This is a genomic window from Acetobacterium paludosum, assembly GCF_008086595.1.
Taxonomy (GTDB): domain Bacteria; phylum Bacillota; class Clostridia; order Eubacteriales; family Eubacteriaceae; genus Acetobacterium; species Acetobacterium paludosum.
Genome location: NZ_RXYA01000010.1, coordinates 66,863 through 81,380 on the forward strand (window position 1 = coordinate 66,863; position 14,518 = coordinate 81,380).

Below are 14,518 nucleotides of genomic sequence, written 5' to 3' on the forward strand. Positions count from 1 at the left end.
TAACTAAAATTCATGATATACCAAATATGATTTTAATTGGTTCAACTGCTAGAAACAGCGGAAAAACGACGTTGGCGGTTTCATTAATAGAAAAGTATAAAAAGCAAATGCCGGTAATTGGGATAAAGGTAACAACGATTGATGAAAATAATCGAAGCTGCATTCATGGCGGAGAAGGCTGTGGGGCGTGTTCGAGTTTAAAGGGTGATTTTGAAATAAGCGAAGAGAAAGGTCAGAACCCGAATAAAGACACCGCCATGCTTTTAGCAGCTGGGGCAGAAAAGGTATACTGGTTAAAAACGATCAATACTCATATCGATGAAGGAATTGAAGCATTGATAGCCCAAATACCAAAAGATACATTAATAATATGTGAATCGAATACTTTAAGAAAATTTGTGAATCCCGCTGTTTTTGTTATGGTCAGAAATACTGCCGACAGCAAAATAAAAAAGACCGCGGCGGAAGTCATCGACCAGGCGGATATCGTTTTTGATAACTATTTTGATGGAAATTTTGAAGCGCTTATTAATGAAATAGAAAAACGGCTGAGCTCATTCGTAACAGTCAGCATGCCGACAAAGTAAAATAGTAAGTTCCGAAGACAATCGCAAATTATTATCAGGGATTGTCTTCAGGACGTTTTAGGTGCAGATTTACAGTTCGGAAGAACTTGCGAACAAAAAAAATATGTGATATTATACCAATAATATTTATCCTCGGGGGTAGATGGGCGCTGGTGTGTCCTCTGGTCTTCAAAACCAGTATTAGTAGTGAAGAACTGCTTAGGTGGGTTCGATTCCCACATATTCCCGCCAATTTTGAATAGCAATCGTCCTAAAATGCGAAAAAACGCATTTTAGGGCTTTTTTATTATTTTCTGATAATCTTCCGGGGTATTAATATTATCCATTATTTTAGTTTCGTCATCGATAGAAAAAAGTTTATAGTCGTACTGATCGATAAGACGGAATACTTTTGCTGAACCGTCTTTGATGATGGCATAAATTTTATCATAGCTGTCGGTCGGATATATTCCGATTAAAGGTTCAGCCTTGCCATTTTGAGATAGCAAGGTCAGTTCGCTTTGTACTTTTATATGATAGTCGATTAACGAAAAAATTGTTTCTTCAACAAGCTGTGGCACGTCAACACAAACAATAAAACAGTATTTATTCTTAGCAACTTTAAAACAGGAATACATCCCGCCTAAAGGGCCCCGGTCTTTAAATTCATCCGCAACCGGTGTGATACTTTCAATTTCATGGGGATAACCGGATATGATAATGTCGCTAAAACCCATTTTCCGGGCCTTGAAAATCAGGGTCTCAAGAAAAGTTTGACCGTGATAATTAAGATCTGCTTTATCAACTCCCATACGGCTGCTTTTTCCGCCAGCCAGAATAAGAAATGAAAAGTCACTATATTGCATTTAAAGCCTCCTTCTAACTGGTATCATTTTAAATTTTGAATAATGCTTAAAAATTAATTATAGGGAATATGAAGAGAATAAGTCAAGAGTAAAAAATGAGATGAGAACAAAAATGCATAATCGAGAAGGGATTATAACGGTTTGTAATAGCGGGGCATTTCTGATTGACTTTATGCCGGGAAATATGTGACAATCGGAGTGTGTGAATAATTTAACAAAAACTGAGGAGGAGGATATTATGGGAAAACAAGTATTAACCACTTGCCCTTATTGCGGATCAGGATGTCAATTATACCTTAATGTTGAAAATGGCAAGATTGTTAGCTCTACCCCGGCAAATGGTCGAACCAACGAAGGAAACCTATGTCTCAAAGGGCATTATGGCTGGGATTATTTAAATGATCCACAGATTCTGACAAAAAGGCTTACCAAACCGCAGATCAGAAAAAATGGGGTATTGGAAGAGGTTGAATGGGATGAAGCCATCAACTATACAGCAAAACGGCTTAATGAGATTAAAGAAAAATATGGCCCGGATTCAATTATGGGAACAGGGTGTGCCCGTGGTTCAGGAAATGAAGCAAATTTCGTCATGCAGAAATTTATGCGTGCCGCTGTTGGAACGAATAATATTGATCACTGTGCGCGTGTTTGTCATGCACCATCAGTTGCGGGGTTACAGTACTCATTAGGTTCGGGTGCCATGTCAATTAGTATTCCAGAAATTGAAGATACTAAATTACTATTTGTAATCGGGTACAATCCGGCAGAGTCGCATCCAATTATGGCCAGAAGAATTGTAAAAGCCAAACAAAAAGGCGCAAAGATTATTGTTGCTGATCCTCGCATTACCGAAACGGCCCGAATTTCGGATATGCACCTTCAACTAAAAGGCGGTTCTAACCTGGCATTGGTACAGGCCATGGGAAACGTCATCATTGCTGAAGGAATGGTTGATCAGAAATTTGTTGATGATCATACTTTAGGGTATGAGGAATATAAAAAAACGGTTGAAAAATACACCCCAGAATATGTCGAATCGATTTGTCATCTGCCAGCCGAAACCATTCGCCAGGCTGCTAGAGAATATGCAAAAGCTGAAAGAGCCGCGATCCTTTGGGGAATGGGTGTTTGTCAATTTGGTCAGGCGGTTGATGTCGTTAAGGGACTTGCCAGTCTGGCATTGTTAACCGGGAATTTTGGCGGGCCAAGCATGGGCGTTGGTCCGGTCCGCGGACAGAATAATGTTCAGGGCGGCTGCGATATGGGTGCTTTGCCGAACTGCTATTCTGGATATCAGAATGTTACCGATGATGCAGCACGTGAAAAATTCGAAAAAGCCTGGGGCGTAAAATTGCCGAAGGAAAATGGGATTCCCCTGACACAGGTTCCTCATCATGTACTTGATGTAAAAGATGAGAAGAAAAGATTGCACGCATATTACATCTTTGGTGAAGATCCAGGACAATCGGATCCCGATCTCCACGACATGAGAGAAGCGCTGGACAAACTAGATTTTGTCATCATGCAGGACATTTATATGAATAAAACCGGCCTCAAGGCAGATGTCATTTTGCCGGCAACAGCCTGGGGTGAACATGATGGCGTTTATAGCTCCGCTGATCGTGGATTCCAAAGAATCAGAAAAGCGGTTGAGCCAAAAGGCGATTTGAAGACCGACTGGGAAATCATTTGCTTAGTATCAACAGCCATGGGTTATCCGATGAGCTACAAAAATACCAAAGAAATCTGGGACGAAATGAGAAGTTTGACTCCCAGTTTCTATGGCGCAACTTACGAAAAGATGGAAGAACTGGGCTGCGTTCAGTGGCCGTGTCGTGATGAATCGATGGAAGATAAAGGAACACCATACCTTCATAAGGGGGGGATATTTGCGCACCCAAATGGAAAAGCCAATTTTTTTGCAACCGAATGGCGTGCGCCAGGTGAAATTGAAGATGTTGAATATCCTTTTACATTATCAACGGTTCGCGAAGTCGGGCATTATTCTGTTCGGACGATGACAGGAAACTGCCGTACCCTGACCAATTTGGAAGATGAACCTGGCTGGATACAAATGAGTCTGGAGGACTGTAAAAAGCTTAATCTTAAACAAAGTGAATTGATTCGAGTCAATTCGAGACGTGGAAGTGTTATCACTCGGGTTATGCCGACAGAACGTGTCAAAACAGGAGCGACTTATATGACCTATCAATGGTGGATCGGGGCATGTAATGAATTGACTGTGCCGTATCTCGATCCGGTGAGCAATACACCTGAATCCAAGTATTGCGCCATCAATCTTGAAAAGATCGACGACCAGGTCTGGGCTGAAAAACAGGTCAAAGATTCCTATGAAAGTATCCGAAAAAATATGGGTATCAATACGGCAGAAAAGGGGTGTCGAATATGAATTATTTTGTAAAAGGTAATCCAGACTTATGCATCGGTTGCAGAACCTGTATGATCGGATGCGTAGTTGCTCATGAAGGGGTGAAAATCTTTCAGATGAAGCCCGGTGAATATGTGTTTAATCCGAAACTGGATATCATAAAAACGGCGACCATTACCATGCCGGTGCAATGCAAGCATTGTGAAAATCCAGCCTGTATGAATGTCTGTGCAGTGGGTGCCATTCAAATGAGTGACAATGCCGTGATGATATCACCGGATAAGTGTATTGGCTGTAAAACCTGTATGATTGCCTGCCCCTATGGTGCCATTGATATGGTCGTATCCAGTGATGGAAAAAAACAACTGGACGGCAGTGAACGGGTAGTGGCTAATAAATGTGATCTTTGTACCGGAATCGAAGGCGGACCTGCTTGTATTCGCGTATGTCCGACAGCCGCATTAAAACTTGTTACGGAGGAAGCGGTGGAAACGTCTGTTTCAAATAAACGAACAGCAGCAGCAATTTCGCTTGCACAGGTAAAAGAATATTAATATTTTTAAGAATTGAATGATGACTGTATTAGAATATGACCATTGTTGTTGAAATGAGGGATTATATTTTGCTGCAGTCAATTTTTAATAATACAGTAATTTATGAAAATACGAAAAAATAGCATAATGGTCAGCTTAATATTTAGATATTATTATTTGCAGAAGGAAAGAGTAAAAATAGGTCAAAAAATAGGCGAATTATCGATGAATAATTTGAAATATTTAAGGATATTGAGAGGGTTCAAGAAACAGATAAATATTTGCTATGACTTGATATTTATTTGCTGATATGACATAATAAGGCAAACGATATCACGGATAAGGAGGATGTATTATGGGAAAACAAATATTAACGACTTGTGCCTATTGCGGAGCGGGTTGTCAGTTATATCTTAACGTCGAAGATGGTAAGATAGTCAGTTCTACCCCTGCAAACGGTAGAACCAATGAAGGAAACCTGTGTCTCAAGGGACATTATGGCTGGGATTTTTTAAATGATCCACAGATTCTGACCAAAAGGCTTACCAAACCACAGATCAGAAAGAATGGGGTATTGGAAGAAGTCGAATGGGACGAAGCCATCAGCTATACGGCAGAACGGCTGTCGGAGATTAAAGCTGAATACGGTCCGGATTCAATTATGGGGACAGGCTCCGCCCGTGGACCAGGAAATGAAGCAAACTTTGTGATGCAGAAATTTATGCGTGCCGCTATTGGTACGAATAATGTGGATCACTGCGCCCGGGTTTGACATGCTCCATCTGTAGCGGGTCTACAGTACTCATTAGGAAGCGGTGCCATGTCAATGGGCATCCCAGAAATTGAAAACGCAAAATTATTATTTATATTTGGTTATAATGGCGCGGATTCACATCCAATCGTTGCCAGAAGAATTATAAAAGCTAAGCAAAAAGGTGCAAAGCTTATCGTCGTTGATCCTCGTATTACGGAATCAGCCCGAATCGCAGATATGCATCTTCAATTAAAAGGCGGTTCCAACATGGCGTTGGTACAGGCGATTGGGAATGTCATCATCAATGAAGGCTTAGCTGATCAGAAATTTATTGAAGATCATACCAACGGGTATGAAGAATATAAAGAATTTGTTAAAAAATATACACCAGAATATGCGGAACCAATTTGTCATGTGCCGGCTGAACAAATCCGGGAAGCAGCGAGAGCTTACGCAAAAGCAGAAACATCGATGATTCTTTATGGAATGGGTGTCTGCCAGTTTGCCCAGGCCGTTGATGTTGTAAAAGGACTTGCCAGTCTGGCACTCTTAACCGGAAACTTTGGCGGACCCAATATGGGTATCGGTCCAGTTCGTGGACAGAACAACGTTCAGGGAGCCTGTGATATGGGGGCCCTGCCAAACTGTTATTCAGGATATCAGAGTGTTACCGATGATGCCGTGCGAGAGAAGTTCGAAAAAGCCTGGGGAGTTAAACTTTCAAATAAAGTTGGTATTCCACTGACCCATGTGCCGCATCGTGTCCTTGAAGAAAAAGATGAAAAAAAGAAAATCCATGCTTATTATATCTTTGGTGAGGATCCGGCACAATCCGATCCTGATCTTAATGAAATCAGAGAGACCTTGGATAAACTTGATTTTGTCATCATGCAGGATATTTTCATGAATAAAACCGGTCTCCATGCGGATGTTATTTTACCGTCTACCGCTTGGGGCGAACATGATGGAATTTATTCCGCCTGTGATCGTGGATTTGCAAGAATACGAAAAGCAATTGAACCAAAGGGCGATGTTAAAACCGACTGGGAGATTATCAGTCTAATATCAACAGCCATGGGTTATCCGATGCACTACAACAACACCCAGGAGATCTGGGATGAAATGAGAAGTTTGACCCCGAGTTTCCACGGCGCGACTTATGAAAAGCTTGAAGCGCTGGGTAGCATTCAGTGGCCTTGCCGTGATGAATCAATGGAAGATAAGGGAACACCATACCTGTTCACCGGTGGAAAATTCTCTCATCCGGATGGAAGAGGCAAATTCTTTGCAACAGAATGGAGACCACCCTGTGAAGTTGAAAGTCCGGAATATCCTTATTCATTATCAACGGTTCGAGAAGTTGGACACTATTCCGTTCGAACCATGACCGGTAACTGTCGTGCCTTGGCGAACCTGGAAGATGAACCAGGCTGGATTCAAATGAGTCCGGAAGATTGTGACAAATTAAATGTTAAAGAAGGCGAACTGATTCGTGTATTCTCGCGACGTGGCAGTCTTATGACCAGAGTTTTGCCGACTGAACGTGTTAAACCAGGTGCCACTTACATGACCTATCAGTGGTGGGTTGGTGCCTGTAATGAATTGACAACGCCGTATCTTGATCCAGTCAGTAATACGCCGGAATCCAAGTACTGCGCCATTAATCTTGAAAAGATCAACGATCAGGCCTGGGCTGAACAGTGTATTAAGGATTCGTATGAAAGTATTCGAAAAAATATGGGCATCGATACTGCCAAAAAAGAGGTGTAGAACATGAATTATTTTGTAAAAGGTAATCCAGACTTATGCATTGGCTGTAGAACCTGTATGATCGGATGCGTGGTTGCGCATGAAGGGGCAAAAATCTTTCAGATGAAGCCCGGTGAATATGTGTTTAATCCCAAATTGGATATTGTAAAGACAGCGACCATTACCATACCCGTACAATGTAAGCATTGCGAAAATCCGGCTTGTATGAATGCCTGTCCGGTGGGTGCCATTGAAGTCATTGACAATGCGGTGGTTGTTTCTCAGAATAAGTGCATCGGCTGTAAAACCTGTATGATTGCCTGTCCCTACGGTGCGATTGATATGGTGGTATCCAGTGACGGCAGCAAGCAGCTGGACGGCAACAGCCGAATGGTTGCTAATAAATGCGATCTTTGTACCGGAATCGAAGGGGGACCTGCCTGCGTTCGAGTTTGCCCAACGGCATCGTTAAAACTCGTAACCGAAGAAGCGGTGGAAACTTCTGTTTCAAACAAACGAATGGCAGCGGCAATTTCTCTGACTCAAGTGAAAGAATAATAAAATCTTCTCAAAATAAGTGATGATGACTGTATCAGAGCAAGGCGGAGTCTTCTCAACGTTTACTCATGCAAACCTTTGATGCAGTCTGATTTCTGATAGCAAAACATAACGAGGAGAAAAAGGAGGGGATGGCAAATTTGGATACCTTTTTAAAGCTAGCAGTTATAAAAGTCCAGGGTGAACAATCGGATGTTGTTGACGAGACAATTATTACTGAATATCCTTTTAAGCTGAAGGTTAATGGCAACGACCTTTGTACGCTTAACTGTACACCCGAAAATCTGAAAGAGCTAGTCGTCGGTTATCTAACGAGTTGCGGCATGTCAGGCACCAGGCAGGATATTCAAAATATCGAAATAGATGAAAAAAAGTATACTGCAAAAATACAACTTGCTGAATATGCCCCTAGCCCGAAAAAGGAACCATTAGAGAAACCAATCGTCGTGAAAATTCAAACGATCTATGAAATAATGAAAAAGAATATCGCCCCAACGGAACTTTTTACTGAGACGGGAGGATTTCACCAGGTCGCTATTTATGATGGCGGAAAAGAAGTGGTAACCATCATGGATGTGGCACGGCACAATGCCGTGGACAAGGTGATCGGGTATTGCATCCTGAATGACATCGATACCAGAAATAAGATCCTTGTAGTGAGCGGAAGAATTTCATCGGATATGCTTCAGAAGGCAGAAAAGGCAGGCATTCCAATTGTAGCATCAAAATCGGCGCCAACGAGTTTAAGTATTGAGAAAGCTGATCAAGCAGGCATTACTCTGGTTGGATTTATTCGCGGAGAGCGGATGAATGTATACACGCATCCCAACCGAATCGATTTGGGAGATGAATTATTTAGACTCATAACTAAAAAAAAAAGAATAAATTACTTGAGAAAATATTTTCAATATTTAAGATAATAAAAAGAAAATGGAGGGTAAAATGAATAATAATTTAAGCTCATTTGTTGTCGCATGTAATGATCAGTGTACCGGATGCAGAGCCTGTGAAGTGGCCTGTTTTACCGTACACAATCAAAAAGACAACAAAGTTGCACACACCGTTGGTACCGTTGAGATACCGGTTACACCCAGATTGTTTTTAACCAGACTTGAAGAGTTTTGTTTGCCGGTTCAGTGTAAACAATGCGAAGATGCACCGTGTCTCAATTCATGTGCAGCAAAAGCAATTGCCAGAGTAGATGGTGTTGTCTATGTCAATGAAGACCTTTGCATTGGCTGTAAAAACTGTATGATGGCCTGTCCATTTGGTGCTTTGGAAATGCTTCCGATTGCCAAAAAAGGCAAAGCGGTTAAGCAAATCGGAAGTGATGAAGTGAGAAAATCCGCATATAAATGTGATCTTTGCATAAATATTGAAGGCGGACCCGCTTGCATAAAAACTTGTCCACACGATGTTTTAAAACTTGTGAATCTGGAAGAAGACCGTCGAGAAAAGAATATCAAAGCTGCCATTGCATTATCATTAACAGGAAATTTATAAGAAAGGGGGACAAATGAGTGATAATTAATATTGATAAAGATATATGTACCGGTTGTAGAGAATGTGCAGAAGTATGTCCAGTGTCTGCAATCGAGGGTGAACAGGGAAAAGCACAGGAAATTAATTATGATAAATGTGTTATGTGTGGTCAATGTGTCCAGAAATGCAAATCTTATGTTTCAATTGTTGAACATGGCGCAGAAGTATACGATCAAAAAAGAGCCGAACGTAATCTTCCGGCCACCGTTAAGGAACCACTTTTTGCAGCCTACAACAATTGTAATTTAGATAAAGTTAAAGCGGCTTTAGCCGATAAGAACGTCATTACAATGGTTGAGTGTGCACCGGCAGTTCGGATGGCGATTGCCGAAGACTTTGGGGCAGAATTGGGAACTGTTGAAGCTAAAAAATTGGCGGCAGCACTGCGAAGAATTGGTTTTGATAAAATTTATGACACCAATTTCACAGCGGATCTAACCATTATGGAAGAAGGAACTGAACTGATAAAACGCGTCACAGAAGGTGGAAAACTGCCAATGTTCACATCCTGTTGTCCAGCTTGGGTTTCCTTCCTGGAAAGAAATTATCCGGAAATGAAAGATAATTTATCAACTTGCAAGTCGCCCCAGCAAATGGGTGCAGTTTTCAAGACCTATGGCGCAAAGCTTGATAATTATGATCCAGCCAAAATTTTCACCGTATCAGTTATGCCATGTACCTGTAAAGAATTTGAGTGTAACCGTGAAGAAATGAACAGCAGCGGATATCAAGATGTAGATGTTGCCATCACGACAAGAGAACTGGCTTATCTGATTAAGGATATGGGCATTGATTTTAATCACCTGCCGGATGAAGATTTTGATCAGCCAATGGGCATGTATACTGGGGCAGGAACTATTTTTGGTGTTACCGGCGGGGTTATGGAAGCAGCAATCAGAACGGGTTATGAATTGATCACCGGAAAACCTATTCCGGCAGTTGATGTAACTGCTGTTCGCGGCAGTGATACCTTCCGTACAGCAACCTTACAGGTTGGAGACATTGAATTAAAAGTTGGAATTGTAACCGGTCTTAAAAATGTCATACCGGTTCTTGAAGATATTAAAGCAGGTAAGCTTGACCTTCACTTTATTGAAGTAATGACATGTCCAGTGGGATGCGTCAGTGGCGGTGGTCAGCCAAAGCTTCTTCTTGACAGTGAAAGAGAAGCGGCTTATGAGGCAAGAACAAAAGGAACTTATGCACATGATGCTGAGCTGCCAATTCGTAAATCTCATGAAAATCCAGCTATTGTGAAAATTTATGAAGAGTATTTACTGACTCCAAACGGAAAAGAATCCCATCATATGTTACATACTAAGTATTGTATCGGGGAAAATGAATTTAAAAAATAGTAAATTGATTGAGTCAGCATTAAAATGATTGTTTTGGACGGTTGACAAGCTCTTTAGGGATAATAATTTCCTTAAGGAGTTTGTTTTTTATTTCTCCTAAATTAGTTATAACGAAATGTTATATTTAAATTTGAAGTATTCCAGTTGGTTATAATGCGGTAATATATTTAAATGTTTCATTGCTTATATGGTAGGATTAAAATTAATAAATGAAAGAGAGTGTAACAATGAAATTACAAACCGAATTACCTGAAATTTTCGAAGAATTTGCGGAAGCAAGAAGAAATGGATTCTTGGCAGTGAAAAAAATTAAGGATCAGAAAATACCTGTTATTGGCATATTCTGCACTTATTTTCCCCAGGAAATGGCATTGGCAATGGGAGCTGCCACAGTTTCTCTCTGTGCATCTTCGGATGAGACAATTTCTGAAGCAGAAAAAGATCTTCCCAGGAACCTTTGTCCGCTGATTAAATCAAGTTACGGATTTGGAAAAACTGACAAATGTCCGTATTTCTATTTTTCAGATTTGGTTGTGGGAGAAACAACTTGTGACGGGAAGAAGAAAATGTATGAGTATCTCAGAGAGTTTAAGCCGGTTCATGTTATGGAACTTCCGAATTCGCAAAGCGAAGAAGGCTATAAACTATGGAAAAGTGAAATCATCCGATTAAAAGAAACGCTTGAAAAACAGTTCGGGGTTACAATTACAGAAGAAGATGTTAAAGAAGCCATTGTAGTGAAAAACAAAGAACGAAAAGCATTGAAAGAATTCTATGAACTATCCAAGCTTGATCCAGTACCTATGTTGGGACAGGATGTGTTCAAAGTTATTTCAGGAACTACCTTTGAATTTGATCGAAAAAGTATTCCGGAAAAACTGGAAGCGGTAAAGGAAAAAGTACTTGCAGAATATAAGAAAGAAAAGAAATACTCCCAAAAACCGCGTATCTTGCTTACGGGATGTCCAATTGGCGGTGCAACCGAAAAAGTCATTAAGGCGATTGAAGATAACGGCGCTGTTGTGGTAGCTTTTGAAAACTGCAGCGGTGCAAAAGCTGTTGAAGAGATGGTTGACGAAAGCAATCCTGATGTTTATGCTGCTTTAGCAGAGAAATATCTAAATATTGGTTGTTCCTGTATGACGCCCAATCCGAATCGTATCAAAATGCTGGACCGCATGATTGACGAATATCAGGTGGATGGTGTTGTGGATATGATCTTGACAGCCTGTCATACTTATAATGTGGAAACGTTGAGCATTAAACGTTTTGTCAATGATAAGAAAGAAAAATCATATATGAGTATTGAAACAGATTTCTCCCAATCAGATGTCGGTCAATTAAATACTCGAATGGCCGCTTTTATTGAAATGCTTTAGGAGAAAAAATGGTTACATTAGGAATTGATTCAGGTTCAAAAACAACAAAAGCAGTATTATTTGACGGAACAGGCATTGTAAAAACCATGCTTGTTCCAACTTCAGCCAACCCTAAAAAAAGTCTGTATGGATTGTATCATGAGCTTTACCGCCCGGATGTGAATTATACGGTTGTGACTGGTTATGGTCGAGAATTACTGATAGAAGCTGAAAAACAGGTGACTGAAATTACTTGTCATGCTAAGGGAAGCATATTTCTCAATCCTGATATTCAGGGAATTATCGACATTGGAGGTCAGGACAGCAAAGTCATTTTGTTGAATCAAAAAAGCCAGGTGATCGATTTTCTGATGAATGATAAATGCGCAGCAGGAACCGGACGCTTCATTGAAAATACTATGAATATTTTAGAAATAGAAATGGATCAGCTGGATGAAACAATTGAGTTCTGTACTCCTGTTCATATTTCCAGTATGTGCACGGTATTTGCCGAAAGTGAAATAGTCAGTTTATTGGCAAAGGATATTTCACCAGGTGATATTGCATTAGGAGTGATCCATTCTATTGCAGAACGAACGGCTCATTTTGCACAACGATTGCCGCTTAAAAAAAATATTTTTTTCAGCGGGGGATTGTCTAATTCAAAAATCATTGGAAATATATTGGAAAAGTATCTGGAAATACCGATTAAAACCCATCCATTAGGTCAGTATGCCGGAGCTATTGGGGCAGCTGTTATCGGATGGGAGAAACAAAAGGAGAGATTATGAAAACTGCAGATAAAAGTGTATATTTTGATAATGCCAGCACATCTTTTCCAAAAGCTCCGGGAGTCGGGCATGCGATGGCGGAATATTTAGATACCAGAGGGTGTAATGTCGGAAGAGGAAATTACAAATGGGGGTATGAAGTAGCAGAAACGGTTTATAAAACCCGAAAGAAGCTGTGTAAACTATTCCAATTTAATCAAGGTTCGGACCCATCTAAAAATGTTATTTTTACTTCAAGTGTAACTGAAGGGCTAAATCTAGTCATTAAAGGCTTGCTTAAACCGGGAGATCATGTTCTGGTTAGCAGCATGGAGCATAATGCTGTGATGCGGCCGCTTTATTTTCTAGAACAGCAGGGGATTGCCATAAGCGTTATGCCTTGTGATATCCAGGGAAAGTTACAGCTGGATAAAATAGAGCCATTGATTCAGAAAAACACAAAAGCTATTATTATGACCCATGGGTCTAATGTATGCGGATCAGTATTGCCCATTGAAAAGGTTGCCGAGATTTGCGGTAAACACCAGTTGAAATTTGTTGTAGACAGTGCCCAAACGGCAGGGATCTTTCCAATCAATATGGCGGAAACATCGATTGATGGCCTTTGTTTTACCGGGCATAAGGGTTTGTTGGGGCCGCAGGGGATTGGCGGAGTGATTATGAAAGATGATCTGGCAGAGCAGATTACATCTCTTGTACAGGGGGGGACTGGAAGCCGATCAGAAAGTTTTGAAATGCCGGATTTTTTACCGGACAAATTTGAATCCGGAACACTTAACATCCCGGGAATTTATGGACTTTCAAAGGCTTTGGATTATCTCCAAGAAAAAGGTCTGGGAAGTATTTTAAATATGGAAATGGAATTAACGCAGAGATTGATATCAGGAATACAAAGTATTGAAAACTTGGATTTAATCGGCATTCCTGATATTAATAATCGCAGTGCCGTAGTATCCATTGTCAGCGTTAAGAAAGATAATGCCCAGGTCGCTTTTGAATTAGACCAGAGCTATGGGATTATGACCAGAGTGGGTCTTCATTGCGCACCTTTGGCCCATAAGACTTTAGGCACCTATCCTCAAGGCACCATACGTCTATCGTTGGGACATTTTAACACGAGTGAAGAAGTGGATTATTGTCTAAATGCTTTGAATGAAATCACGAAATAATTATTTGAATGGAGATGGGAAGATTTTCCCGTCTTTTTCAGTTATTTCATAAATTTGAAACATCTCAGGAGCTAAAATCCAAGTCTCTAAACATGCCATGACAGGTTTCAGCTCTTCAGGTGAAAAACGAATGGAGATGCCGCATCCGGCAGAAATCTCCCGGAGGGTAGGCATAATTGAAATGTTTGCGCAGGTTTCCAAATGAGACTGGGTGGTAATCGCTGAGTGGGTGTTTGCAAAAGTAATGACATAATACGTCATAAAGTGACGACCTTTGAAGCACCGTTTATTTTCTCGGTAATGTCATACATGTTACTGATGGTTCCAACCTGAAGTTGGTCAGTCAGTTGATAGAAATCTAAGCAGGCACCGCAAACCAGAATTTCGCAGCCTTTTTCAGCAAGGACTTTAAGATGTTCAATAACCTGGTCATTCGTCGTCGGCAGTTTAACCCCGGCATTCATAAAAAGAATTGCTTTGGGAAGAGAGGTCCCCTGGGAAAGAGTGTAAAAATACATTTTTATTAAGTTGCCGCCGAGAACCGGGTCACCGGCACCTATGATATCTTTGCCCATGAATAAGACCCAGTCATCAGTGGGAGTAGAAATATTTGTTTCAGGGAAAAGATCAGAAAGAGCCGAAGTGTTTCCATGGAATGAGCTTTCATTACCAATAAAATCGACAGAATAGTCAGAATCGACGCCTTTAATTTCAACACCATAACCCTTGTTTTGAGCTAACTTTTTTAAGTTTTCTACAGCAATGGCATTATCCACCAAAATGGTAAATGATAAAACATTCTTTTCAATTTCTTTATTGGCCATAATAACTGGAATAGGACAATTTTTACCGCGAGCATCAATAGTCATAACAAGCCTCCTAGGA

14 protein-coding genes and 1 tRNA gene are annotated in these 14,518 nt (G+C 40.7%); 12 read left to right on the forward strand and 3 right to left on the reverse strand.

The window, feature by feature from the left end:
- The first annotated feature begins 26 nt into the window (after positions 1-26).
- The gene (locus FZC41_RS11120) at positions 27-587 is read left to right on the forward strand and encodes a P-loop NTPase family protein (protein WP_148567483.1); all 561 of its coding nucleotides are present in this window, start codon (positions 27-29) and stop codon (positions 585-587) included.
- Positions 588-721: 134 nt separating this feature from the next.
- Positions 722-818, forward strand: a tRNA-Sec gene (locus FZC41_RS11125).
- A 41-nt stretch (positions 819-859) separates the two neighbouring features.
- On the opposite strand, the gene mobA is transcribed toward FZC41_RS11125, so the two are convergent.
- Positions 860-1,432 (reverse strand): molybdenum cofactor guanylyltransferase, encoded by a 573-nt coding sequence (gene mobA, locus FZC41_RS11130; protein WP_148567484.1) that lies wholly within the window; start codon positions 1,430-1,432, stop codon positions 860-862.
- 238 nt (positions 1,433-1,670) lie between these two features.
- Here mobA and fdhF (FZC41_RS11135) point away from each other — a divergent pair, with 238 nt between their 5' ends.
- From fdhF (FZC41_RS11135) to FZC41_RS11180, 10 genes are all read left to right on the forward strand, one after another.
- Positions 1,671-3,845 carry a formate dehydrogenase subunit alpha gene (fdhF, locus tag FZC41_RS11135; RefSeq protein WP_148567485.1) on the forward strand — a complete coding sequence of 725 codons (2,175 nt, stop codon included), beginning with the start codon at positions 1,671-1,673 and terminating at the stop codon, positions 3,843-3,845.
- Positions 3,842-4,378 carry a 4Fe-4S dicluster domain-containing protein gene (locus FZC41_RS11140; protein ID WP_148567486.1) on the forward strand — a complete coding sequence of 179 codons (537 nt, stop codon included), beginning with the start codon at positions 3,842-3,844 and terminating at the stop codon, positions 4,376-4,378. Before fdhF (FZC41_RS11135) ends, FZC41_RS11140 begins: the two co-directional genes overlap by 4 nt.
- Positions 4,379-4,712: 334 nt before the next feature.
- Entirely contained in the window at positions 4,713-6,881 is a 2,169-nt protein-coding gene (gene fdhF, locus FZC41_RS11145; RefSeq protein ID WP_148567487.1) for a formate dehydrogenase subunit alpha, read from the forward strand.
- A gap of 3 nt (positions 6,882-6,884) precedes the next feature.
- Entirely contained in the window at positions 6,885-7,418 is a 534-nt protein-coding gene (locus FZC41_RS11150) for a 4Fe-4S dicluster domain-containing protein (protein ID WP_148567488.1), read from the forward strand.
- 131 nt (positions 7,419-7,549) lie between these two features.
- The gene (gene fdhD / locus FZC41_RS11155) at positions 7,550-8,338 is read left to right on the forward strand and encodes a formate dehydrogenase accessory sulfurtransferase FdhD (protein ID WP_148567489.1); all 789 of its coding nucleotides are present in this window, start codon (positions 7,550-7,552) and stop codon (positions 8,336-8,338) included.
- Positions 8,339-8,360: 22 nt separating this feature from the next.
- Positions 8,361-8,921 carry a 4Fe-4S dicluster domain-containing protein gene (locus FZC41_RS11160; RefSeq protein ID WP_148567490.1) on the forward strand — a complete coding sequence of 187 codons (561 nt, stop codon included), beginning with the start codon at positions 8,361-8,363 and terminating at the stop codon, positions 8,919-8,921.
- A gap of 17 nt (positions 8,922-8,938) precedes the next feature.
- Positions 8,939-10,315: a [FeFe] hydrogenase, group A gene (locus FZC41_RS11165; RefSeq protein WP_148567491.1), complete on the forward strand. Its 1,377-nt coding sequence runs from the start codon at positions 8,939-8,941 to the stop codon at positions 10,313-10,315.
- A gap of 227 nt (positions 10,316-10,542) precedes the next feature.
- Complete coding sequence (locus FZC41_RS11170) at positions 10,543-11,694, forward strand: double-cubane-cluster-containing anaerobic reductase (protein ID WP_148567492.1); 1,152 nt, start codon at positions 10,543-10,545, stop codon at positions 11,692-11,694.
- An 8-nt stretch (positions 11,695-11,702) separates the two neighbouring features.
- Positions 11,703-12,464 carry an acyl-CoA dehydratase activase gene (locus tag FZC41_RS11175; protein ID WP_148567493.1) on the forward strand — a complete coding sequence of 254 codons (762 nt, stop codon included), beginning with the start codon at positions 11,703-11,705 and terminating at the stop codon, positions 12,462-12,464.
- A complete protein-coding gene (locus FZC41_RS11180; RefSeq protein ID WP_148567494.1) occupies positions 12,461-13,633 on the forward strand; it encodes an aminotransferase class V-fold PLP-dependent enzyme in 1,173 nt (390 codons plus the stop codon). Before FZC41_RS11175 ends, FZC41_RS11180 begins: the two co-directional genes overlap by 4 nt.
- On the opposite strand, the gene FZC41_RS11185 is transcribed toward FZC41_RS11180, so the two are convergent.
- Positions 13,634-13,894 (reverse strand): putative Se/S carrier protein, encoded by a 261-nt coding sequence (locus FZC41_RS11185; RefSeq protein WP_148567495.1) that lies wholly within the window; start codon positions 13,892-13,894, stop codon positions 13,634-13,636.
- Complete coding sequence (gene yedF, locus FZC41_RS11190; RefSeq protein ID WP_148567496.1) at positions 13,891-14,502, reverse strand: sulfurtransferase-like selenium metabolism protein YedF; 612 nt, start codon at positions 14,500-14,502, stop codon at positions 13,891-13,893. Before yedF ends, FZC41_RS11185 begins: the two co-directional genes overlap by 4 nt.
- Between the last annotated feature and the right edge of the window lie 16 nt (positions 14,503-14,518).